The 23,441-nt window shown below is 56.4% G+C and carries 20 protein-coding genes; 12 read left to right on the forward strand and 8 right to left on the reverse strand.

Translation table 11 applies throughout. The features are described from left to right. Entirely contained in the window at positions 1 to 1,623 is a 1,623-nt protein-coding gene (locus M2403_RS05655; RefSeq protein ID WP_152326088.1) for an ABC transporter substrate-binding protein, read from the reverse strand. 310 nt (positions 1,624 to 1,933) lie between these two features. Here M2403_RS05655 and M2403_RS05660 point away from each other — a divergent pair, with 310 nt between their 5' ends. Beyond that, on the forward strand, positions 1,934 to 3,226 hold the full coding sequence (locus tag M2403_RS05660; RefSeq protein ID WP_152326089.1) for an NtaA/DmoA family FMN-dependent monooxygenase: 1,293 nt from the start codon (positions 1,934 to 1,936) through the stop codon (positions 3,224 to 3,226). A 769-nt stretch (positions 3,227 to 3,995) separates the two neighbouring features. On the opposite strand, the gene M2403_RS05665 is transcribed toward M2403_RS05660, so the two are convergent. The 3 genes from M2403_RS05665 to M2403_RS05675 form a co-directional block, all read right to left on the reverse strand. Beyond that, the gene (locus tag M2403_RS05665) at positions 3,996 to 5,336 is read right to left on the reverse strand and encodes an LLM class flavin-dependent oxidoreductase (RefSeq protein ID WP_152326090.1); all 1,341 of its coding nucleotides are present in this window, start codon (positions 5,334 to 5,336) and stop codon (positions 3,996 to 3,998) included. 68 nt (positions 5,337 to 5,404) lie between these two features. Beyond that, positions 5,405 to 5,965, reverse strand: coding sequence for a GNAT family N-acetyltransferase (locus M2403_RS05670; RefSeq protein WP_152326091.1), 561 nt, complete (start codon positions 5,963 to 5,965; stop codon positions 5,405 to 5,407). A gap of 10 nt (positions 5,966 to 5,975) precedes the next feature. Then, positions 5,976 to 6,974 carry an LLM class flavin-dependent oxidoreductase gene (locus tag M2403_RS05675; protein WP_259228704.1) on the reverse strand — a complete coding sequence of 333 codons (999 nt, stop codon included), beginning with the start codon at positions 6,972 to 6,974 and terminating at the stop codon, positions 5,976 to 5,978. A 521-nt stretch (positions 6,975 to 7,495) separates the two neighbouring features. Between M2403_RS05675 and M2403_RS05680 the strand changes: the two genes are divergently transcribed. Genes M2403_RS05680 through M2403_RS05690 form a run of 3 tightly spaced genes read left to right on the forward strand, consistent with a single transcriptional unit; the run spans position 7,496 to position 10,081 of the window. Further along, positions 7,496 to 8,392, forward strand: a complete 897-nt coding sequence (locus tag M2403_RS05680; RefSeq protein ID WP_217154093.1) for an ABC transporter substrate-binding protein — start codon at positions 7,496 to 7,498, stop codon at positions 8,390 to 8,392. Next, on the forward strand, positions 8,389 to 9,327 hold the full coding sequence (locus tag M2403_RS05685) for an amino acid ABC transporter permease (protein WP_228389045.1): 939 nt from the start codon (positions 8,389 to 8,391) through the stop codon (positions 9,325 to 9,327). The genes M2403_RS05680 and M2403_RS05685 overlap by 4 nt, the downstream gene beginning before the upstream one ends. Then, on the forward strand, positions 9,320 to 10,081 hold the full coding sequence (locus tag M2403_RS05690; RefSeq protein WP_152326094.1) for an amino acid ABC transporter ATP-binding protein: 762 nt from the start codon (positions 9,320 to 9,322) through the stop codon (positions 10,079 to 10,081). Before M2403_RS05685 ends, M2403_RS05690 begins: the two co-directional genes overlap by 8 nt. Here the strand turns inward: M2403_RS05690 and M2403_RS05695 are convergent. The 4 genes from M2403_RS05695 to purB are packed head-to-tail and all read right to left on the reverse strand — an operon-like array spanning position 10,068 to position 14,500. After that, positions 10,068 to 11,405 carry an MmgE/PrpD family protein gene (locus tag M2403_RS05695; RefSeq protein WP_259228705.1) on the reverse strand — a complete coding sequence of 446 codons (1,338 nt, stop codon included), beginning with the start codon at positions 11,403 to 11,405 and terminating at the stop codon, positions 10,068 to 10,070. The genes M2403_RS05690 and M2403_RS05695 overlap by 14 nt on opposite strands. 14 nt (positions 11,406 to 11,419) lie before the next feature. Beyond that, entirely contained in the window at positions 11,420 to 12,583 is a 1,164-nt protein-coding gene (locus M2403_RS05700) for an amidohydrolase (RefSeq protein ID WP_259228706.1), read from the reverse strand. A gap of 10 nt (positions 12,584 to 12,593) precedes the next feature. Beyond that, a complete protein-coding gene (locus tag M2403_RS05705; RefSeq protein WP_152326097.1) occupies positions 12,594 to 13,121 on the reverse strand; it encodes a GNAT family N-acetyltransferase in 528 nt (175 codons plus the stop codon). Then, positions 13,118 to 14,500 carry an adenylosuccinate lyase gene (purB, locus tag M2403_RS05710; RefSeq protein WP_259228707.1) on the reverse strand — a complete coding sequence of 461 codons (1,383 nt, stop codon included), beginning with the start codon at positions 14,498 to 14,500 and terminating at the stop codon, positions 13,118 to 13,120. The genes M2403_RS05705 and purB overlap by 4 nt, the downstream gene beginning before the upstream one ends. 346 nt (positions 14,501 to 14,846) lie before the next feature. Here purB and M2403_RS05715 point away from each other — a divergent pair, with 346 nt between their 5' ends. The 8 genes from M2403_RS05715 (at position 14,847) to M2403_RS05750 (ending at position 23,435) form a co-directional block, all read left to right on the forward strand. Beyond that, the gene (locus M2403_RS05715; protein ID WP_152326099.1) at positions 14,847 to 15,926 is read left to right on the forward strand and encodes an iron-containing alcohol dehydrogenase family protein; all 1,080 of its coding nucleotides are present in this window, start codon (positions 14,847 to 14,849) and stop codon (positions 15,924 to 15,926) included. Positions 15,927 to 15,935: 9 nt separating this feature from the next. Continuing rightward, a complete protein-coding gene (locus M2403_RS05720; RefSeq protein WP_152326100.1) occupies positions 15,936 to 17,240 on the forward strand; it encodes an LLM class flavin-dependent oxidoreductase in 1,305 nt (434 codons plus the stop codon). A gap of 15 nt (positions 17,241 to 17,255) precedes the next feature. Then, positions 17,256 to 18,467: an aminotransferase class I/II-fold pyridoxal phosphate-dependent enzyme gene (locus M2403_RS05725; protein ID WP_259228708.1), complete on the forward strand. Its 1,212-nt coding sequence runs from the start codon at positions 17,256 to 17,258 to the stop codon at positions 18,465 to 18,467. A gap of 327 nt (positions 18,468 to 18,794) precedes the next feature. Next, complete coding sequence (locus tag M2403_RS05730; RefSeq protein WP_259228709.1) at positions 18,795 to 19,037, forward strand: hypothetical protein; 243 nt, start codon at positions 18,795 to 18,797, stop codon at positions 19,035 to 19,037. A 174-nt stretch (positions 19,038 to 19,211) separates the two neighbouring features. Next, positions 19,212 to 20,315, forward strand: coding sequence for an ABC transporter ATP-binding protein (locus M2403_RS05735; protein WP_259228710.1), 1,104 nt, complete (start codon positions 19,212 to 19,214; stop codon positions 20,313 to 20,315). 64 nt (positions 20,316 to 20,379) lie between these two features. Further along, entirely contained in the window at positions 20,380 to 21,660 is a 1,281-nt protein-coding gene (locus M2403_RS05740; RefSeq protein WP_259228711.1) for an ABC transporter substrate-binding protein, read from the forward strand. Positions 21,661 to 21,669: 9 nt separating this feature from the next. Beyond that, entirely contained in the window at positions 21,670 to 22,593 is a 924-nt protein-coding gene (locus tag M2403_RS05745) for a carbohydrate ABC transporter permease (RefSeq protein ID WP_152326104.1), read from the forward strand. Continuing rightward, positions 22,590 to 23,435, forward strand: a complete 846-nt coding sequence (locus M2403_RS05750; RefSeq protein ID WP_193333125.1) for a carbohydrate ABC transporter permease — start codon at positions 22,590 to 22,592, stop codon at positions 23,433 to 23,435. Before M2403_RS05745 ends, M2403_RS05750 begins: the two co-directional genes overlap by 4 nt. Positions 23,436 to 23,441 lie beyond the last annotated feature (6 nt).

Below are 23,441 nucleotides of genomic sequence, written 5' to 3' on the forward strand. Positions count from 1 at the left end.
TTAATGCTTGCTCAGCCAGACGTCGTAGGCGTTTTCCGGCATCTGTTTGAACGGTCTGAAACCCACGCCGTGAACGTAAGACGCCGCCGCAATCTGGTCTTCCGGCTCGTAAAGCGGGATCGCCAGCGCCTGCTGCAATACGGCAAAGTTTTGCAACTGGCTGTAGAAGGTTTTACGTTCTGCGTTATCCAGCGTTTGCGACGCGCCTTTCAGCAGCGGAATGATTTCCGGTGCATCGGTGCGGCTGTAGTTGATCGAGCCACCGGCATTGACCGGCAGGTAATGGTTCTCGATATCGATGCCGTCGGTGTCGGTATTGGAGTTGGCAATTGAGCCAAACTGACCGGTTTTTCTGACTTCGGTATAGGTCCCGGAATCGACGTAACGGATTTTCAGATCCACGCCCAGCCGTTGCCGTGCCTGTGCCTGCAAGGCCTGCAACAGAACGTCACGCTGGTCACGCACGGTGGCCTGTGCCTGAATAATTTCGATGCTCAGTGGCTTGCCGTCTTTGGTGCGGATGCCGTCAGCGCCTTTGGTTTTCCAGCCTGCTTCGTCCAGAAGCTGGTTCGCCAGCGCTGGATTATTGCCGTATTTGCCGGTCAGGCTGGCGTCATACAAGGGATCAACCGGCGACGTAATGCCCCAGACGCGCGTGCGTTCGCCGCGATAAATCGATTGAAGGATCGGAGAAATATCCAGCCCCTGTAAAATCGCCTGTCGTACTTTCACTTCCTGCGTAGGGCCATATTGCACATTCAGGAACAGCGAATACGGCGTGCCGGTGTTCAGCGCGTGCTGATAGCTGAAATCCGCGTTGTCCTTGAATTCGCCCGCATCGTTGCCGGACACGCCTTCAATGACATCCACCTGACCGGAAAGCAGCGCGCCGGTGCGAACGGAAGATTCCGGCAGGAAACGGTACGTGACGCTTTCGAGATACGCCGGGCCCTGATGTTTCGCATTCGACGACGCCCAGTGGTAATCCGGGTTGCGCACATATTCAATCTGCTGGCCTTTCTCATAACGCTTAAGAATGAACGGGCCGGTGCCTGCGATATCTGTGCCACCGGCTTTCAGTTGCGGCGATGTCCACGACGACGGTGAGATCAGTTTCAGGCCGGAAGCAAAGGAGAGGAACGGGCTGTAAACCTGCTTCAGCGTAAGGGTAACCGTGTGCTCGTCCGGTGTGGCGATGGTATCGATTCGCCCGGCCAGCGCACAAATACTCGAACCCGCGCAGTACGCCGGATCCTGTGCATGTCGGAAGTTTTCTGCCACGGCGGTGGACGTCAGTTTTTCCCCGTTGGAAAACTTCACGTCATCGCGCAGGGTAAAGGTGTAAGTTTTGCCGTCACCGGAAACGTGATAACCGGTCGCCAGCCACGGGATATACGCGCCGTCCGGCGTGCGCGCCAGCAGTGATTCATAGGCAACGCGCAGGATAAGCTCGGCTTTGGATTGCCCGTTTAACTGCGGATTCAGCGTATTGGGCTCGGTTTCGACGCCCCACGTCAGGCTTCCGCCTTGCTGAGGTTGTTCAGCGGCATACAGCGACTGCCCGGAAGAAAGCACCAGAAGTGTTAAAGCAGAAAGAGAACGCACACCAGCAAAAGATTTCATACATTTCCCGTCAGGTCATTAATCATGAATTATTTGAATAAGCGCATAAATAATAAGGATGCCGCGCTATTAACCGGCGGCTGAAAGGAATTATTAAGGGCAGGTTACTAAGTTGTAAAATCACAATATTTGCTTATCAGCGAAAATAAATGACTTAGCGAAAAATTATTTTTTTGATCAACCAGGGAATAATCAGCAAAATCCGGCTTATCCATATTCAGGATTATGAAATGCTTTTTTCTTCGTGGCTTAATCACCTCTGTTCTCTATTTTTAACGCAGGTTTATTTTTCCCGATAAAGGAGATCAGTTTGACCAGTTCATCCCGCAGACGTTTAAAAACCCTGGCCGGAGCAGGGAGCGCGATCTACGCCTCTGATGATCCGCGCCCGGATACCGGTATCTCCCGTGCTGTTACGCTGGCTAAAAAAGCGGAGAAAGAGAAATTCACTGCGCTTTTCACCGCCGATTTATTGCAGGCGGATCCCGACGGGCTTTCCGGTTCAACCGGCAGTCAGGATCCGATTGTCACACTCGCCGCGCTCAGCCAGGTGACGTCACAAATCGGGCTGATCGCCACCGTTTCAACCACTTATCAGCACCCGTACAATCTGGCGCGACTGATTGGCACGCTTGATCACGTCAGCGGTGGCCGGGCGGGCTGGAACGCCGTGACATCCTCGGTGGGTGAGGAAAACTTTGGTGACATTCAGCTCCCCGCGCCGGAAGTGCGTTACGCCCGCGCGACGGAATTTATTCAGGTCATCAATGCCTTATTTGACGCCAATCAGCCGGACGCGGTGACGCGCAATAAGAACGGTTCGGTGAAAATTGACCCGCGTAAACTGCACCCGATTAATCATCACGGGGATTTTTTCCGCGTACAGGGCCCGCTGAATGTACCGCCGCCGCCACAGCGCAGGCCGGTACAATTTCAGGCCGGGCAATCCGAAGAAGGCCTGAAACTCGGTGCGAAATACGCCGAAGTGATCTACACCTCGCAGCCGACGCTGGAAGATGCCAAAGCCTTTGTTGAGCGCGTGCATCATCACGCCGATGCGTCTGGCCGCCGCGAAAACCGGCCACTGATCATGAACTCGTTCCATTCGATCATCGGCGAAAGCCCGTCAGACGTGGCGCGTCGTCTGTTCGAAAAGCACGAGCGGATTGATTATCAGCAGGGGCGGCTCAAAGTCGCGGATATGTTGGGCGGCGAAATAGACCTGCGCGATTCCCCGCTGGATCAGCCGATCCCGCTGCGGTTACTGCCGGACGTCGAACAGGTCAACCGCCGTCGCGGGCGTGCGGAAATCTTCAAACGTTTCGCCTTACAGGGGCTGACGCTGCGCGAACTGATCATCCAGGCACAGGAAACCGGCCACTGGTTTGTCGCCGGAACGCCGGAATCGCTGGCGGACGCCATAGAAGAGCGCTACCGCGCGGGTGTGCTGGATGTGATTTCATTACATGGATTGGGTCAGGCGGATCAGGAGGATTTACTGTTGAACGGGTTATTGCCGGAGTTGCGGAAACGGGAGCTAATCGACCGCGATTACAACGGGGGGGATTTTCGGGCAAATCTTGGTTTGCCCGGACCGCTTTAAAATCGGATTTTCACCTGCAGTGAGGGCTGACAGTTGATCGTTGATCGAGAAGATTTCGGTTTTTCACTTGCAGTGTGAGGCTGTCGAGAGATCGAGAAAGTTTCGGTTTTTCACTTGCAGTGTGACTATGTCGAAAGATCGAGAAAGTTTCGGTTTTTCAATAACTGTGATGACTTAACTCACTGCGCCGAAACCGACCAAAGAGGGCTATGACGAGCCCTCTTTGGAATCTCCGCGTCTTTTTTACTTCGCGCTCCGCTCGCTGGCTATGTTTCAGCAACTCCGGCTAATGCCGCAAACGCCGCCGCTGCGCGGTTCTCTCGCCTCGGGTTCGAACCTGCTCGAAAAAAGACTCTCGCTGTTTCTCACCACTCGCTCAACGTCGTTTTGAAAGCGGCTGGAGGCTTATCTAGATTCAACTGCATTATTCAGCAGTGAGGTTGTGAATTAGAAAGTTTCCGGCCGCTTTCAGAAAGCTTGCCGAACGAAGTGTTTCGAGACCTGTGGCTCGAAACCCAGTGAGGGGATCGCGCAGCGGCAAGTTTTCGCGGCAATAGCTGCGGCACCTGAAACATAGCCAGCGAGCGATAGCGCTTGTTGAAAAAGCGTGGAGAGATCCAAGAGAGGGAAAGCACTTCCCTCTCTTTGGTCGGTTTCGGCGTCAGCCGCTGAGCGATCACTGCAATTGAAAAACCGAAATCTTCTCGATCAATTTATTGCCCCTCACTGCAAGTGAAAAACCGCCTTTTGCTGCGGTCTCAGCAAAAATTTAAACCGTCAGTGCATCGGAATGCACAACCTCAGCAAACTGATTCTCCGGCTCCCGTAACCCCAGATTCCCGCGAAGCGTCCCTTCTTCGTACTCGGTACGATACAACCCGCGTGCCTGTAAAATTGGAATGACGGAGTCAGTGAAGTCATCAAACGCCGTCGGCGTGCCACCGCGAACGATAAACCCGTCCGTTGCTCCTGATGTAAACCAGTGCTCCAGCCCGTCGGCGACGTGTTCGGCGGTGCCGAAAAATGTCGGGCGCGGCGTGGCAGCTTCCAGCGCGGTTTGCCGTAATGTCAGTCCGCGCTCTTTCGCATTGCGTTTGATCTCATCGGTAGTGCTGCGGAAACTGTTCTGGCCTAAATCGCCGATGTCCGGGAACGGCGCATCCGGATCGTACTGCGCGAAATCATGATGCTCAAAGTAACGGCCCAGATAATCCAGCGCGCTTTCCAGCGTCACCAGTTGCGCGGTTTCCTGATATTTACGCTCGGCATCCGTGACGGTGTCACCGATAATGACACTGATGCCCTGAAAGACGCGGATGTCGTCGGCGTCGCGGCCATTTTTGACCAGCTGACGGCGGACATCTTCGCGGAATTCGCGTGCCAGCTCCGGCGTTTCCTGACGGGTGTAAATCGCGTCGGCAGCTTCAGCGGCAAACGCTTTTCCCTGTTCGGAAGCACCGGCCTGGAAGACGACCGGACGCCCCTGCGGAGAACGCCCCACGTTCAGCGGGCCCTGTACCGAGAAATATTTGCCGTGGTGATTAAGCGTATGCAGTTTGTCCGGCGCAAAGAACTGGCCGGTGGCTTTGTTGCGTACAAACGCGTCCTTTTCCCAGGAATCCCATAAGCCTTTGACCACGCTGACGTATTCGCTGGCAATGCGGTAACGCTCGTCGTGTTCCGGGTGTTTGTCGCGTGAGAAGTTTTTGGCAGAACCTTCCAGCGGAGAAGTCACGACGTTCCAGCCTGCGCGGCCGCCGCTGAGATGATCGAGGCTGGCGAACTGGCGCGCGACGGTGAACGGCTCGCTGTACGATGTGGAAAGCGTGGCGACCAGTCCGATTTTTTGTGTCACCAGCGACAACGCGGAAAGCAACGTAATCGGTTCAAAACGGTTAAGAAAATGCGGAATCGATTTCTCAGTAATAAACAAACCGTCAGCCACAAATAAGAAATCAAATTTTGCCTGTTCGGCTTTTTGCGCTAATTGCTGGCAGAACTGAATATTAATACTGGCGTCGGCAATGGCATCCGGATGCCGCCATGCGGACATATTTCCCGACGCACCCTGAATAATAGCGCCAAGACGTATCTTTTGTTTTTGAGTCATTTTCTTTCCCTTTAATGGACGGCTCTTGGAAATAGAACATTGATGAATTAAATAGCGTTGATACGCGATCACACCAGCGTGCGTAATTCCGCGATGGAGCGCACCAGCGGGGCCTGTTCCTGCGCGTCGAAAGCCTGCTGAATCAGCACTTTTCGCAGATAAACCAGCTCGACGCCCAGCGGATTAGTCGCGGTATGAAACGGCTCGTAACCCCGGCGCTGATACAAATCCGTCAGCCACGGGTGTTTGATGGCTGTCGCCAGATACACGGCGGGGGATTTCAGCGTGTCGCGCAAAAAGGTCTCTTCGACATAACGGATAATCTCGCTGCCAAAACCTTGCCCTTTGGCATGTTCCGCCACGGCAAACCAGTGAACAAAAGGCCAGGGCGCGAGATGATTTTTCGCCGGTGTCCACAGAAAACGGGTCGTCAGCGTGGCCGTCAGTTCGCCGTCTTTTTCCAGTACATAAGTGGTTTCATTGCGGATCACATCCCGCACATCCTCCACACTGGCGCGGGTGATAGTGAAATGGATGCCGTGTTCGAGCAGCGGTTCATAGGCTTTTTGCAGCAGCGAATGCAGCGCCGCGGCTTCAGATTCCTGGGCAAGGCGGATCAGATGGCTCATGTTCGGTTCCTTATGCCAGCGCCATGCTGGACGCGGCTAACAGTTCGAGTGAACGCAGGCGCGCCTGTGGCTGTGCGACCGGTGTGTCGATAATGAATTCTTCCACGCCGTAACGGGCCTGCAACGCTTCTAACTGGCGGTGAACGTCCTCGCCGGTGCCGTGCAGCACGTCAGACTGGCGTTCTTCAATCTGATGCGACGCTGCGCCGGATTGCCGGATATACGTTTCCGCCTGTTCGAGACTGCCGACATTTACGCTCTGGCCGTCGCTGCCGGTCACACGGTAACGCTGGGTGTTATCCACCAGACGCGCGGCCTGAGCGGCGGTGTCGGCGACAATCACCGGCACGGCGAGCAGGGCGCGTCGCCCGTTGCTGTCGTAGGAATAAGCGGAAAGGGCGCTGGAAATATCGCGTTCGTCGGCATTAAGGTGCGCCGCAAAAACAAATTCCCAGCCGAGACTGGCTGCCAGCCGGGCGCTTTGTTCGCTCGCGCCAAGCAGAAAGCGCGATGCCGACTGCGGCGGTAGTGGCGTGGCCGAAAGGGAATCCACGCCGCGCCCGCGAACCGGCACTGAAAGCCAGTCATCGAGCTGACGCAGCTGATCCGCAAACTCGCCTTTGCGCGCCGGATTGACAGCGTATTGCAGCGCGTGAGTAGAAAGGGGCAATCCGCCCGGCGCTTTGCCGATACCGATATCGACACGACCGGGCGCGAGTGACGCCAGCTGATTAAAATTCTCGGCGACTTTATACGGGCTGTAATGTTGCAGCATCACGCCCCCTGAGCCGACCCGCAGTTTTTGCGTATGCGCGAGGATCCAGGCGATGACAATTTCCGGCGAGGAGATCGCGAGTTTGTCGGTGTTGTGATGTTCCGCCAGCCAGAACCGGTGATAGCCCCAGCGTTCCGCCAGCTTCGCCAGTTCCAACGTCCGGCGCAGCGCCCCGGCGGCATCCTCATGTTCATCCAGCGGACTTTTTTCCAGCAAACTTATGCGGTATCCCATCGTTTTCCCTTGTAATCGCAACACATCATTAACAACGATTATTAAAGTCAGGGGGAAGGGATGTAAAAGAACAATAGTAGCTATGGAGTTGCGGAAATTGGAAAACCTGTGGGTTCGCCGCCCGTAAGGGGTTTACGTCAGGTTCAGGTTCAACGTCGTTTTGAAAGCGGCAAGATTTCGCGGCAATAGCTGTGGCACCTGAAACAGTGCCAGCCAGCGGCAGCGCGCTTAACGCGCTCTCTGGACCAGTTTGAGCGGCGAGCCCAAGGTTTTGAAGTTTTTGTGGGGAAACCCAAGGCTTTGAATTACCCACGCGCCCGCGTAATAACCATTCCCATATTTGTGAAATCCTTATCTCATTTTCTCATTTGTCACCAAAAGGTATATACCCGCAAAATCAGTTCTATCGGCAGGTCGGGCGTTAATTCAGATATGAAATATAAACAGCAATGACCTTGTCGCTTTTACCACATTATATTTGTGGTTTTTCACAGGTATTACACCAGGAAAAAGGTCCCGTCATGACATTATCCAAGTTATTGCTCCCGCTGCTGATTGCCGGGAATTTATCGACTGCATGGGCAGCCGGGCAAATTGTTCCGTCTGCTACCACTTTCCATGTATCCGCCGATGAATCGCTGAAAAGTAAACTGCCAGCCGATATTGCCAAACGCGGATATATTGTCGCGGGCACCAACCCGAATACCCCGCCAACCACGTTTTTCCAGGAAGACAATAAAACCCTCGCGGGCCGCGAAATTGACGTGATGAATGCCGTTGCGGCACGTCTGGGCGTGGAAGTGCGCTGGCAGGATACCGGCGGTTTCGACAACATTATTCCCGGACTGAAATCAGGCCGCTATGACGTGGCGCTTTCCAATATCAACGCCACCAAAAAACGCCTCGAGCAGGTCGATTTTGTCAGCTATTACGATGCGTCGCGTCTGGGCGTGATCTCCCGTAAAGACGCCAATATCGCGCCGTTTACGTCTTTTGATGCCGTTTGCGGGCAGGAAATCGGTGCCGGTGCGGGCACGACGCAAATCGGACGTCTCGAAGCGGCCAGCAAAACCTGTACGGATGCAGGCAAGCAGCCAATCAAAATTGCCGTTTTCCCGGACCGTCCGTCGGGCGTGCAGGCCGTGGTCAGTGGTCGCGTGCCGATGTTCTTTGGCCCGTATGAAGGCCTGACGTATCAGGTCAGCCAGGTGAAACCGCTGGCGCTCTCCGGCACCATTCATGTGGATGACGCACCGGTTTCGGTTGCGTTCCCGAAACAATCTGCGCTGGAAGAGGCCGTTCAGGCATCGCTTAACTCGCTGATTAAAGACGGGACATATCAGAAGATCCTCGATAAATGGTCGATTGGCTTTGGCGCAGTGAAAGAATCCAAGCGTAATGAAGAGATTTTCGGATGAGCACTGAAACACACGGTCAGCAGCCGGAAGAGCTGCGGATCGTCGGTAAGAAATACATCGGGCGCTGGATAAGCGCCCTGATCGTCGTTCTGGTGCTGGGCGCTGCCGCCCATTCAATGCTCAACAACCCGCGTTTTGAATGGTCAGTGATTGCAGAAAACTTCACCGGTCCGTCGATTTTGCAGGGTGTTTTGATGACGTTGCAGCTGACTGCCATTTCGGTGATTTTCGGCTTTGCCGGTGGCACCGTGCTGGCGCTGATGCGGTTATCGTCCAATCCGGTGCTGGTCGCCGTGAGCTGGGGATATACCTGGTTTTTCCGCGGCGTGCCGATGCTGGTTCAGCTGTTTCTCTGGTACAACATTGCCGCCCTGTATCCCACCATTTCGTTTTCACTGCCCTGGGTAGGGGAAATCTGGAGTGCGTCGGCCAACTCATTAATCAGCCCGTTCAGCGCCGCCGTGATTGCGCTGGTGATGCACCAGTCGGCCTATGCCGCTGAGATTATCCGTGCGGGGATCCAGAGCGTGGGCACCGGCCAGATTGAAGCCGCGCGTGCCCTCGGTTACCGGCCTGCTTCCATATTCCGCCATACCGTGTTGCCGCAGGCGATGCGGGCGATTCTGCCGCCAGCCGGTAATGAAGTGATCGGTCAGCTGAAAACCACTGCGGTGGTGTCGGTGATTTCACTGCAAGACGTGCTGTTTTCCGCGCAGATTATTTATCAGCGCACGTATGAAGTGATCCCGTTATTGCTGGTCGCGACGCTGTGGTATCTGGTGCTGACGTCGCTGCTTTCGGTGATTCAGTATTACGTCGAGCGTCATTTCAGCCGCAGCAGTTTGCGCAAGGTGAAGCGTAAATCTAAACCGCGTGACGAGACGCCGCGGGCGGTGAATACCGGCCTGAATGCAGGAGAAACCAGCCATGGGTGAGGCGATTGAGTTTCGGAAAGTCACCAAACGTTTTTCAGGAAACACCATTCTCGACGAAATCAGCCTGGATATTCCGGCGGGTTCGGTGACGGTGATTTTAGGGCCATCCGGTTCCGGGAAATCCACGTTGCTGCGCTGCATTAATCATCTGGAAAAACTCGACGGCGGCACCATCCGTATCGGTGGCGAACTGGTCGGCTACCGGCAAAAAGGCAATGCGCTTTATGAACTGAGCAGCGGGAAAATCGCCGCTCAGCGCAGCCGTACCGGTATGGTGTTTCAGCAATTTAATCTGTTCCCGCACCGCACGGTGCTGCAAAACATTACCGATGCGCCGCTGCGCGTGAAGAAACAAAACCGTCAGCAGGTGCTGACCAAAGCCCGTGCACTGTTGCAGCAGGTGGGGTTAGCCAGCCGCGAAGATGACTGGCCGCAGCAGCTTTCCGGTGGGCAGCAGCAGCGCGTGGCGATTGCCCGTGCGCTGGCGATGGATCCGGAAGTGATGCTGTTTGATGAACCGACATCGGCGCTCGATCCCGAACTGGTGGGCGAAGTGTTGCAGGTCATCAAAAAGCTGGCGCATTCGGGGATCACCATGGTGATCGTGACGCACGAAATTGGCTTTGCGCGTGAAGTCGCCGATAACGTGATCTTTATGGAAGGCGGAAAAATCGTGGCGTCGGGGCCGGTGAAAGCCGTGCTGGATGAAGCGGAGAACGTCCGTGTCCGCAATTTTCTGTCTACCGTATTGTAGAGTCTGCTCTGAAAAGTAAATCACACAGCTGCGGCAAACTGTCGCGGCTTTCCAGCCTGCTCAGTGCCACAATATTGGCCCGCTGTGCTTCCGTCATATCCGGTAAACAGGCGCGCAACTTCCCCGGTAAATCGAACGCAATCGCCAGACTTTGCTGACGCGTAACGCGTTTTTGCCGCGTTTCTCCGTTGCGTAAAAATACCGTAACCTGATGAAAACGCGCAGCCGGGTTGAGCTCATCCGGCGGGGCGCTAAGATCCGGATGACGCGTGACACGGGCGGCCAGCGCGGCAATTTCGGCATCCGGCGGGTTTTCTGAGAAATCCTGTATCAGCAAGGCGTCGCGCAGCAGGCTGGCGGCAATTACGTATTCCAGGCTGAAACGTGCCTCGATACCGTTCGACGGCTCGCGCACTGACGCTGCAATATCACCGCCCGGCGGGAAAGACACTTCAATCCGCTCCACCGCATTTATCAGGTCGCTGAGCGGCTCCCCCTGTTGCAGCCATTCATGGCGGATAGCCCGTGCGGCATCGGCGGCGCTGTGCGTGCCGCCACAGGTCGGATATGGTTTGAATTCCAGCCCCGGTGAGACGATACGCCACGGCGCGCCCCAGCTTTCGGTGAGTTTTTCCGGCTGCTGCTGACCGGCGCAGTAAGCAGTGAAAAAGCTGTCGAGCACGTTTTCTGACTGACCGTGAAAACCGGCCAGCGTCAGCAGGGTGGCCGTGACCGCAATTTGCGCCGCCAGCCCGGCGTGCAGCGGTTTAACCGCGCTGCCAAACTGCGCGCGTAAACCGCCCACCTGCGTAGCCGCCGTCCCCAGAATAAGGGCCGTTTCCGGTTCGCTGGCGCCGGCCAGCCGCGCACAGGCCGCCGCCGCGGCAATCGTGCCGAGCGTGGCGGTATTGTGGAAACCCAGTTTGTAATGCTGCGAACCGGCGGCCAGCCCGAGGCGACCGGCGGTTTCCACGCCCGTCACCCAGGCATTGAGAAACTGCTCGCCGCTGATGTCTGGGCGCCCGGCCGCCAGCGCCAGCAAAGCAGGCAAAATCACCACGCCGGGATGACCGCGAAAGTCCGGGTGAAAATCATCGAAATCCAGCGCATGTCCGGCGTAACCCAGTAACACGGCGCGCGTCTGTGCATCGTCTGCACGGTAAACCTGTTGCAAACTTTTCAGCCCGGAATCGCCGGCTTCGCCGCGCACAACGGGCAGGGTGACGGCCAGAAAATCGAGCAATCCTTCGCGGGCATTTTCACGCGCTTCGGCGGAGGGACGCGCACTGACAATAAGCTTTGCCAGCGATGAAGTCAGTGTCATGTTTTTTTCCTGTTTCAGGCCTGCGGGCGGAGGTGTTCAAGGGCGTTAACGGCCAGCTGCGCGAGATAATGTGCGGTCGGGAAGAGCGCGCGGTCATCGACGCGAAATTCCGGGTGGTGCAGTGCGAACCGGCCGCCGGAGCCGATCATCAGGAATGCGCCGGGCAGTTTTTGCTGATAGAAGGCGAAATCTTCGCCAATCGGGCTGGCTTCCACGCGACGCGCTTCAAAGCCCGAACCGGCGGCCTGCGCCAGTGCAAAATCCACCCATTCAGCGGTATTCACCACCGACGGCGGGCCGGGCTGCCAGTCGAGTTCAATTTGCGTATCAAAGGCACCGGCGATGCCTTTGAGCACCTGACGTAAACGGCGTTCAATAAGCTCGCGGGTGTCCTGATTAAACGAGCGCACCGTGCCTTCGAGCCAGGCAGAATCGGGGATCACGTTCCACGTACTTCCGCTGTGAACCTGCGTGACGGACACCACCGCGTTGTGATCTGACGGCACGTTGCGCGCAATCAGCGTCTGCATTGCGCCGATAATTTGCCCGGCAATAATAATCGGGTCATTGCCTTCATGCGGGCGGGCGGCGTGACTGCCGGTGCCTGAAATGGTGATGGCAAAACGGTCAACGCCTGCGGTGAGTGCGCCGTCTTTGCTGCCGATAATGCCGACCGGCAGCGTCGGGTCGTTGTGAATACCAAAGATGACGGCGGCGTCGTCGAGCGCGCCGGTTTCAATCAGCGCGGGTGCGCCGTGGCCGGTTTCTTCTGCTGCCTGGAATAAAATGCGCACGGTGCCGGCAAGCGTTTCCTCGCGTTCTTTGAGTAAAATCGCCGCGCCGAGCGCCGCCGAGGTGTGGAAGTCATGGCCGCAGGCGTGCATGACGCCGGGGTTTTCCGAGGTGTATTCCACGCCCGATTTTTCTTCGATCGGCAGGGCGTCGATATCCGAACGTAACACCACCTGCTTACCGGCTTTCTGGCCGCCAATTTCGGCCACCAGACCGGTTTTCAGCGGCAGATTCAGAACGCGGATCTGATGACTTTCCAGCACGGCTTTGATGCGCGCCGTGGTCTCGAATTCCTGATTGGAAAGCTCAGGATGGCGGTGCATGTGATGGCGAAAATCCTCAATGAATTTCGCCAGCGCCTGATGTTCCTGACCGGTATTCAACATGTAAAACTCCTTAAGCGGGCTGACGCGCCAGCCATCCGGCATGGCGTTCTTCGTCGAGGATCTTTTTCAGATACAGCGTGATATGGCCTTTGCCGAGGTCTCTTTCGAAGACCGGCTGAAAACCCAGTTTGATATACATTTCGCGCAGCCACGGATGGCTGGTGGCGGTGCCAAGCGAATACGCCGGGGCTTTGAGTTCGCCGATAAGAATGTGGTCTTCCAGCCATTCCAGCAGCCGTTTACCGAGATTCTGGCCTGTGTATTCCGGGTGCGTGCCGAACCAGCCAATATGCGGCAGACCCATCGGGCCCGGCAGGGTGCCCCACGGGAAACGCAAAGTGACCGAGGCTGCCATGCGCTGACCGTCAAACAGGCCAAATACCGCATGTTCATCGAGATGTTTCGTCACCCGCGCCAGATCGGCGGTGGCCGCATCAAACTGAATGCCGAGGGCTTTAATCGGGGCGTATGCGGCCAGCATCAGCGACAGATATTCGTGCCTGTCGTCTGAACTGAGCCGCCGGAAATGTGGGGTCATATCGCAGGTTTCTCCGGGGATGATAAATGACCGGACTGTTCGGCGAAGCGGATCACGTCATCCACTTTTTGCGGCGCACAGCCGATGTAATTTGCCGGATCCAGCCAGTGGTCCAGATCTTCTTCTGAGATGCTGGCGGCCAGAACCGGGTGTGCTAAAAGCACGGTTTTAAAAGATAGACGGTTCTCGAACGCCTGCATAGCGCACTCGTAAACCAGATGATGCGCCGTCTGTTTGCCGAGTTTTTTACCGGCTTCAAACATGACCTTTTCCGACAGCAGCAGGCCGTCCTGCATCTGCAAATTCGCCAGCATGCGGGCTTTATTGACCGTCAGGCCGGATAAAATAGCGCGGGCATTTTGCAGCTGGGCAGAAAGGTAAATCGAGATTTCCGGCAGGGAGATCCACTCCGCGCGCCAGCTCATGGCATCGCGTTCGTGCTCGACGTGCATCGACTGATAAATCAGCGACGCGCTGTGTAAAAGCGGGGCGGTCAGGCTGGCTAAGCCTTCGATGGCGGCCGGGTTACGTTTATGCGGCATGGTGGTCGAGCCGATTTTCCCCGCGCTGAACGGTTCTTCGACTTCATTAATTTCGGTGCGCATCAGGTTATAAAGTTCGTTGCCGATTTTGCCCAGCGTGCCGCTGATGAGCACCGCCGTGCTGGCGTATTCGGAAAAACGGTCGCGCGCTGCCTGCCAGCCGATATTCGGCGTATTCAGGTTCAGGCGTGCCAGCGTGCGGCGTTCGACTTCCGGGCCTGCTTCGCCGAGCGCGGCATATGTGCTGATCGCGCCGCTGAGATTGCCGGTCAGCAGACGCGGCGTGATGGCCTGAAGGCGGTCGAGATGGCGGATAAATTCATCCAGCCAGACGGCGACTTTAAAGCCGAACGTGGTCGGCAGCGCCTGCATTCCGTGGGTGCGGCCCGCCATCAGGGTGTACTGATGCTCACGCGCCAGATTTTTCAGCACGTCCGCCAGCGCGGTGGCGTCACGCACGATCACTTTCATTGTCCGGGCGAGCTGTAAAACCGTGGCGGTATCGACGATATCCTGCGTGGTCGCGCCGTAATGAATGTATTCCCCGGCATCGCCGCACTGTTTTTGCAGCGCCGTCAGCACCGGCATCAGCGAATGTTTCATCTGCGCACCGGACGCGGCGATGTCGTCAATATTCAGCTGGCTGGGGTCGGCCAGTTCCGCTATCGACAGTGCTGCCTGTTGCGGGATCACCCCGAGTTCGCCTTCGGCTAATGCCAGCGCCACTTCGACATTTATTTGCTGCGTCAGACGATTTTTCTCTGACCAGATTTCCCGCATTTCCGGTGTGCCAAAATTATTGCCAAGTAAAAGAAAATCAATCGGATGTGAGGCCATAATAATCTCTGTTTTTCTGAGGGTTAATTAATGAGTTTGGCAAAAACAATAATAAATACCGGGATAATACCGTTGCCGATATTTCTGTTTTTGTTTATTAAATTAACCCTTTACAGCGCTATCATTTCTTTGATCCAGCACAGGATGCAAGGGGTTTTGATGCTATAGCTAAAATTCATCTATTCTATTGCGAATTAGTGAATAAGGATCCGCAATCAGAACTTTGTTTATTATTTCAATTCTCGTACGATGTTTATATAACGACTTAATATATTCAATATCCGAATTCCTGTTTATTACGGGCAGGCAGTTTATTCAATTACTGACCAGAGAATAGGGCATCATCGTGTTCGCTATAAAATCACCGCAAACCTATCACCATCAGCCGGGGCTGCGTGCCCGCACCGGCGAACTTCTTGCCGTTCACTCGAATGAAATCGCCATTATCACCAGCCCGAAAGCCTGGCAGGCGGTGAATCCGCAGCTGGAAAACAGCCTGCGTGAGGCGGGGATCCGCTGGCAGGTGAATTTCCTGACCACCGGATGCACCGATGCCGCGATTGAAACGCATCTCAACGCCGTACGGGCGCAAAACGCCACGCTGGTGCTGGGTATCGGCGGCGGACGCGTGCTGGACTGCGCGAAAGCCATCGCGAATCTGATTGATGACATTGTGCTGGTGACGCTGCCGACGGTGGCCGCCACCTGCGCCGCCTGGTCGCCGGTCAGCATTATTTACAACGCGCACGGCGGGCACGTCCGCAGTCAGCCGTTATCGCGTATGCCGCTGATGGTGCTGGTCGACAGCGAAGTCATCGCGCAAAACGACGTCCGTTATCTGAAAGCGGGCATCGTGGACGCACTGGCGAAGTGGTACGAATTCCGGCCGTATAAACAGAAAAGCGACGACAGCCTGGCGCTGAATCTCAAAATTCAGGCGGCAAAACTGGCGGTGGAAACCTTTGAGAAATACGGGGCGCAGGCGGTGCTTGATAACGCCCGCCATGAAGTGACACCGGCGCTGATTAAAGTGATCGACGCCAATATCGCGGCGGCGGGCATGGCAAACAGCATGCGCGATGAAACGCCTGCACCGGGCGTGGCGCACGCCATTCACAACCGTTTTACCCATCAGCCTGAACTGCACGACTGGCTGCACGGCGAGAAGGTCGGTCTCGGCCTGCTGGTGCAGTCGCTGATGGAAAGTGACAACGGTGAACCGGAGCCGGAACTGCTGGCGCTGCTGCGGCAGTACGATGCGCCGCTGGCGCTGCCGGAATTCAACGGTAACCGCGATGAAATCCTTTCATCTATTGCCCGTGAAGTGAAGTTCTCCGCCGAAAACGCGGCGCGCCTGCCGTTTTCCATGGCCGCTGAACACATCGAAAAAGCCCTGCGGGCGACAGAAAATCAACATTATTCTTAGGAACATTTCATGACTTCTTCTTCAGAAAACACCAGAAAGCTGCGCCTCGGCCTGTTTGTTCAACCGCTCGGGCATCACGTCAGCGGCTGGCGTTTAACCGGACAGCTCGGTTCGCCCACGGACGTTGAATGGCTGACGTGGATCGCCAAAAAAGCCGAAGAAGGCAAGTTCGATATGTTTTTCATCGGTGACGCGCTGGCGACCAGCGTTTACCGCCTGCCTTCTACTATGGCGCGCCTCGAGCCGCTGACGTTGCTGGCGGCGCTGGCAGTGCAGACCCGTCATATCGGGCTGGCGGCAACGGCCTCTACCACGTTTACCGATCCGTTTAATCTGGCGCGCAGCTTTTCGTCGCTGGATCACATCAGTCATGGCCGTGCGGCGTGGAACGTGGTGACATCGTTTTCCACCGACGTGGCGCGCAATTTCAGTCGTGAAGATATGCCGATGCACGCCGAGCGTTACGCCGTCGCGCACGAGTTTCTCGACGTGGCGTTTAAGCTGTGGGAAGGCTGGCAGGAAGGCGCCGTCGCGCCGGACAAAGACAGCGGCCAGTATTTCGTGAATGAAAAAATTCAGCCGGTTAATCATCGCGGGAAATATTTCCAGGTGCAGGGGCCGCTGAATATCACCCGTTCACCGCAGGGACGTCCGGTGATTATCGAGGCCGGTTCTTCCGCTGACGGCCAGAAGCTGGCGGCCGCCACCGCCGAAGTGGTGTTTACCGCCGCCGCGACGCTGGAAGAAGCGCAGACGTTTTACCGTTCGCAGAAACAGCAGGTGAAAGACGCAGGGCGCAATCCGGATCATGTGCTGATCCTGCCCGGTGTGATGCCGATCGTGGGGCGCACGCGGGAAGAAGCGCGTGAAACCTGGCGTGAACTCAACTCGCTGGTGGATATCGATAACGGCATTCGTCAGCTTTCGACCCGCTTTAATATGGATCTCAGCCAGTTCCCGCTCGACGGCCCGGTGCCGGATGTGCCTGCCGGAGAAGGCAATCAGAGCCGTGTGAAACTGCTGACCGATCTGGCCTACCGCGAAAATCTGACCCTGCGTGAACTGGCCGCGATTGCTGCCGGTTCACGCGGACACCGCGTGCTGGTGGGAACCGCCGAAGATATCGCCGATGATTTCCAGCACTGGCTGGAGCTGGGCGGCGCGGACGGTTTCAATATTATGCCGGCCATCATGCCGGAGCAGCTTTCGCTGTTTGTCGAGCGGGTGATCCCGGAATTACGCCGTCGCGGGTTGTTCCGCGAAGAGTATGAATTCAGCACATTGCGCGAAAACCTGGGTTTGCCCGCGCTCTGATATAAGGATAACGGTATGACGATTTCGTTGTCACAGCGCGTGCAACGCGTTTCGCTTTCGGCCAACGCGGCGGCAAAGCAGCGCACCAATGATCTGAAAAAGGCCGGTGTCGATATTCTGGATCTCACCACCGGTGAACCGGATTTCGATACGCCGGAGCACATCAAGCAGGCGGCGTATGAGGCGATTGCACGCGGGGAGACCAAATACACGCCAACGCCCGGGATACGTGCACTGCGAGAGGCGGTGCAGCGAAAATTGCAGCATGAAAACCGCCTGGAATTTGGCATTGATAATCTGATGATTGCCAACGGCGCGAAGCAGGTCATTTTCAACGCGTTTGCGGCGACGTTAAACGACGGCGATGAAGTGATTGTGCCGGTGCCGTACTGGCCGACGTTCCCGGACAGCGTGCGTTTTAACGGCGGCACGCCGGTGTTTGTGGAATGCCATCTGGAGCAGGGTTATAAACTTTCGCCGGAGCAACTGGCGGCCAGCATTACGCCGCGTACGCGCTGGCTGGTGCTCAATCATCCGGGGAATCCGAGCGGTGCGGTGTATTCAGCGCAAGAATTACAGGCGCTGGCCGTTGTGCTGCGTGCACATCCGCAGGTGCGGGTTATGCTCGATGATTTATACGAACACATTCTGTTTGATGGCCGCGAACACCGTAATTTGCTGAATGTGGCAGGCGATTTTCAGGCGCGCAGTTTGCTGGTCGGTGGTGTGTCTAAAACCTACGCCATGACCGGCTGGCGTATCGGTTTCGGTGCCGGGCCAAAAGATCTGATCACCGCGATGACTGTGGTGCAGTCGCAAATCAGTTCGGGCGCGAGTTCTGTCAGCCAGGCCGCGGCGCTGGCGGCGTACACCGGCGGGCTGGATTTCCTCGCGCCACAGGTGGCGGCCTATCAGCGGCGGCGCGATGACATCACGGGCATCCTTTCCGGCGTTGACGGGCTGGAACTGATACAGCCGCAGGGCGGTTTCTTCGTCTTCTGCCGCTGTGCGGGGCTGATCGGGCGTTACCGCCCTGGCGGCGCGAAAATCGAAAACGAAGCCGATGTGATGGACTATCTGCTGGAAAACGGCGTCTCAGGTGTGGGGGGCAGTGCGTACGGCTTGTCGCCATACTTCCGGCTGTCGATTGCCACAGACAACGCCACGGTGATTGAGGCCGGGCGGCGTATTGCGACAGCGTGCGGACGGTTAAGCCCGGTGCTTTAGCCCGGTAAACCTGTGGGTTGGTGCCCGTACGGGGGGGACGTCAGGTTTAAGTTCAAGTTCAAGTTCAAGTTCAAGGTCGTGGGCGTCGGCCCACACCGACTTGGGGGCGGCATATCGCCGCCGCCCCCAAGACCCCCGGGCTCTTTCACTGCGCGCTATCGCTTGTAAAGTATGTTTCAGCAACTCCGGCTATTGCCGCAAACGTCGCCGCTGCGCGGTACTTTCGCTTCGGGCTCGAACCTGCTCGAAAACAGACTCTCGCCGTTTCTCACCACTCACTCAACGTCGTTTTGAAAGCGGCTAGAGGCTATGTAATTCGGAAGATTTATGCAGGCTGATTTTGAATTGAAAAGCCTCCAGCCGCTTTCAGAAAGCTTGCTGAATGAGTGTTTCGAGACCGAAAGGCTCGAAGACCGAAATGAAGGTACCGCGCAGCGGCAAGTTTTCGCGGCAATAACGGTGGCGGCTGAAACATGGCCAGCCAGCGATAGCGCGCAGTTAAAAAGACGCGGAGATTCAAAAGAGGGGCCGTCTGGCCTCTCTTTTGTCGGTTTCGGCGCAGTGAGTTAAGTGATCACCGCAATTGAGAAACCGAAATTTTCTCGATCCCGCCATCAATGCAATTGAAAACCGAAACTTTCTCGATCCCGCCATCAATGCAATTGAAAAAAAACCACATTTCATAAAAGCGTCACTTAACCCCGCTAGGTTATGCCCATCACCGGTCAGAGACGGGCAACGGACATGAGTTATTTATCACTCCATCACATACACAAAACCTGGGGCAATAAAGTTGCGCTCAATGACATCAGTTTTGATGTGGAAGAGGGCGAATTTATTGCGCTGCTGGGCCCTTCCGGCTGCGGAAAATCCACCATGCTGCGCACGATTGCCGGGCTGGAATCGGCCGACAGCGGAGCGATTTATTTCCAGCAATCCGACGTCACCGCGCTGACGCCGTCGCAACGTAAGTTGTCGATGGTGTTTCAGTCTTATGCCTTATTTCCACACATGAGCGTGCGGGAAAATCTGCTGTTCGGGCTGCGGGCGCGTGGCGAAGATAAGCGGCAATTTGCTTCGCGGCTGGCGGATGTTAGCCGGCTGATGGAGCTGGAGCCGCTGCTGGACAGATTGCCTGCGCAGCTTTCCGGCGGTCAGCAACAGCGCGTAGCGCTCGGGCGGGCGGTGATCGCCAATAACCGGCTGTGCCTGATGGATGAGCCACTGTCCAATCTCGACGCCAAACTGCGCCAGAGTATGCGTCGCGAAATCCGGGCGATTCAGAAAAAACTCGGTCTGACGATGGTGTACGTCACCCACGATCAGACCGAAGCGATGAGCATGGCGGACAAAATCATTCTGCTAAACGACGGGCGCATCGAACAGCACGACACGCCGGACAATCTCTACAACAACCCGGAAAGCATTTTTGCGGCGCAATTTATCGGTGCGCCGCCGATGAATATCCTGCCGCTGACGCGTCGCGGTGAACATCATTATCTCGCCACTATGCCGGTTCCGGTGGTGGAAATGCCGGGTGACGCCTCGCTCAGCCTGGGGCTGCGCGCCGAAGATATTCAGCTGACCGACGCCACGCAGGCCGGGCTGACGGCGCAGGTGATCAGCCACGAATATATGGGTGCCGACACGCTGGTGGTATGTTCCATCGCCGGTGCCGCAGAGCCGCTGACCGTAAAAGTGGCCGGCATGAAACGTTTTGCCGAAGGCCAGCCGGTCGGGCTGCAATGGCTGTCCAGCGCACAATATTTTTTCTTCACGACGGGCGGGAAGCGCTGTTATGACGCGGAGGGATTTTGTTTGCCCTCCGGCCAGAGAGTCGCCGTCTGACGGCCATTTATCGTCGTGAATTCATTTTTCTACACTTACAACAACACTTGCCGAAGGGAAAATCATGTCACTTGTTCATCGCTTTTCACGCCTTGCTACCGCTGTTTTGCTGATCACCGGAACCTCTGCTTTTGCGGCGGAGCCGGTGAAATTGCAGATGTACTACCCGATTGCCGTGGGCGGAAAAATCAGCCATACGGTCGACACGCTGGTGGAAGATTTTCAGAAAACGCACCCGGATATCAGTATTCAACCGGTGTATACCGGGGATTATGCAACGACGGTAACGAAAGCGCTGACGGCGTTTCGCGGAGGCAACGCGCCGCAAATGGCGGTGATCGGTGACATTGAGGCCTATTCACTGATTGATGCGGGCGCGATCGTGCCGGTGAGCGATCTCGCTAATGACGCGGAAGGGAAAAAGTGGATCGACGGCTTCTATCCGGCCTTTATCCGTCACATTCAGGACAAAGTCTGGAGCATTCCGTTCCAGCGTTCGACGGTGGTGTTGTACTGGAATAAACAGGCGTTTGAGAAAGCGGGTCTGAACGGCGACACACCTCCGGCCAACTGGCAGCAGGTGGTGGATTTCGGTAAAAAACTGGTGGTGCGTGACGGCAACGACGTCAAACAGTGGGGCATAGAAATCCCTTCTACGCCAAACGGTTACTGGAATTTCCAGGGCATCGCCGCCACTAACGGCAGCCATCTGGATAACGGCAAAGGCACCGCCGTCACGTTTGACACGCCAGCCAACGTGGAAGCGCTGCAATGGCTGACGGATCTGGCGCAGAAAGACGCGGTTTCCCCGAAAGGCGCGATTGCCTGGGGCACCACGCCGCAGGATTTCATTGACGGCAAAACGGCCATGATGGTGACCACCACCGGTAACCTGACGACGGTGCGTGACAACGCCAAATTCCCGTTCGGCGTAGCGATGTTGCCGGAGAAAACCCAGCGCGGCAGCCCGACCGGCGGCGGCAATCTGTATGTGTTCAAAAACGCGACGCCTGAGCAGCAGAAAGCGGCGATGGAGTTTATCCGCTGGGTTTCCGCCCCGGAACAGGCGGCGCGCTGGAGCATCGCGACCGGTTATGTTGCGACGTCGCCTGCCGCGTGGGAAACGCCGGTGATGCAGGATTACGTGAAACAGGTTCCGCAGGCACTGGTGGCGCGTGAGCAGCTGAAATATTCACAGCCGGAACTCTCGACGTACAACAGCGTGCAGATTCAGGAGCTGATGAACCATGCGATTGAAGCGGCGGTGACGCAGGCGAAAACGCCAGCCGATGCGCTCAGTTCTGCACAAAAACAGGCGGACCGTCTGTTGAAACCGTATCAGTAAGGCTCGCGGATGAGCATTCCTCACAGCACGCTTCACGCTGTTGCACCGGCAGCCCGCACACGCGGGTTGTCTTTGCAGATTTACGGCTATCTGCTGATTTTGCCCGCGCTCGGTTTTTTGCTGCTGTTTACCCACTATCCGGCGCTGGCAACGATTTGGGAAAGCGTATTCAGCGCAGCACGCAACGGGCATCCGGCGCAGTTTGTCGGGCTGGATAACTACCGTGCGCTGCTTGATGACGACACCTTTATGTTGTCGCTGCGCAACAACCTGCTTTATGCGGTGATCACCATTCCGCTGTCGGTCGCGCTCGCGCTGATGATGGCGCTGGCGGTCAACCGCCGTTTGCGCGGTAACGCGATGGTCCGCGCAGCGTTTTTCATTCCTTCTTTATTACCGATGGTGGCGATCGCCAACCTCTGGTTGTTTTTCTATACGCCGCAACTCGGGTTGCTTAACAAACTGATGGCGCTGTTTTCGCTGCCCGCCGTTAACTGGCTCGGTGAACCGGGCACCGCGCTTTACAGCCTGATGGTGGTTTCCGTCTGGCGCGAAGCCGGGTTCTTTATGATTTTTTATCTCGCGGCGTTGCAGCAAATCGATCCGCGTCTGGCTGAGGCGGCCGAAATAGAAGGGGCGTCGCGCCGCTACTTTTTCCGCCGCGTGCAGTGGCCGCTGCTGATGCCGACCACGCTGTTTATTCTGATCAATGCATCGATGAACGCCTTCCGCATCGTGGATCAGGTGATTGCGATGACCAACGGCGGGCCGAATAACAGCACCAGTCTGCTGCTGTTTTATATCTACCGCACCGCGTTCAGCTACTGGGATTTGCCGTACGCCTCGGCGATGACCGTGGTGTTGCTGGCGATTCTTGCCACGATTGCGCTGATCAAATTCAATCTGCTGGATAAAAGGACGCACTATCAATGAGCAGCCTGACGATGACGTTAACGCCGGTGCGGACGTTTTCCGCAGGCCGCCTGTGCCTGAATATTGCCATCTGGCTGGCGGCGTTTTTGTGGTTTTTGCCGGTGCTGGTGTCGGTCTGGGTCGCGATTCATCCGGCATCTGAACAGGGGAGTTTTTCCCTGTTTGCACCGCTGACGTTGCAGAATTTTATCAACGCCTGGCAAGCCGCGCCGTTCGGGCGCTATTTTCTCAATACCACGCTGCTGGTGCTGATGATTGTGGTGTGCCAGCTGATTTTAGCGACGCTGGCTGCCTACGCGCTGGTACGGTTTAAACTTAAAGGCGCGGGGATCATTTTTGCGCTGGTACTGTTGCAACTGATGATCAGCCCCGACGTTCTGATCCTCAACAACTACAAAACGATTGGCGCGTTCGGCCTGCGCGATAGCCTCCTCGGGATAGCGCTGCCGTATTTCGCCTCGGCGTTTGCCATTTTCCTGCTGCGCCAGACGTTCCGCAGCATTCCGCTGGTGCTCGAAGAAGCCGCGATTGTGGAAGGGGCCAGCCGTTTTTACATTCTGCGCAAAATCTATATCCCGCTGGCGAAACCGGTGTACGTGGCGTTTGCGCTGGTGTCGGTAAGCTTTCACTGGAACGATTTCCTCTGGCCGCTGGTCATTACCGATTCCGTAAAAGTTCGGCCGATTACCGTCGGGCTTCAGCTGTTTTCCGCGCCGGAACAGGGCGTGCAGTGGGCGCTGATCGGCGCGGCAACGCTGATGACGGTGCTGCCGTTATTGGCCTTATTCCTTATTTTTCAACGTCAGTTCGTTCAATCCTTCATGCGGGCTGGGATTCGTTAAGAACAA

This window comes from Rahnella sp. BIGb0603, assembly GCF_024808755.1.
Taxonomy (GTDB): domain Bacteria; phylum Pseudomonadota; class Gammaproteobacteria; order Enterobacterales; family Enterobacteriaceae; genus Rahnella; species Rahnella contaminans.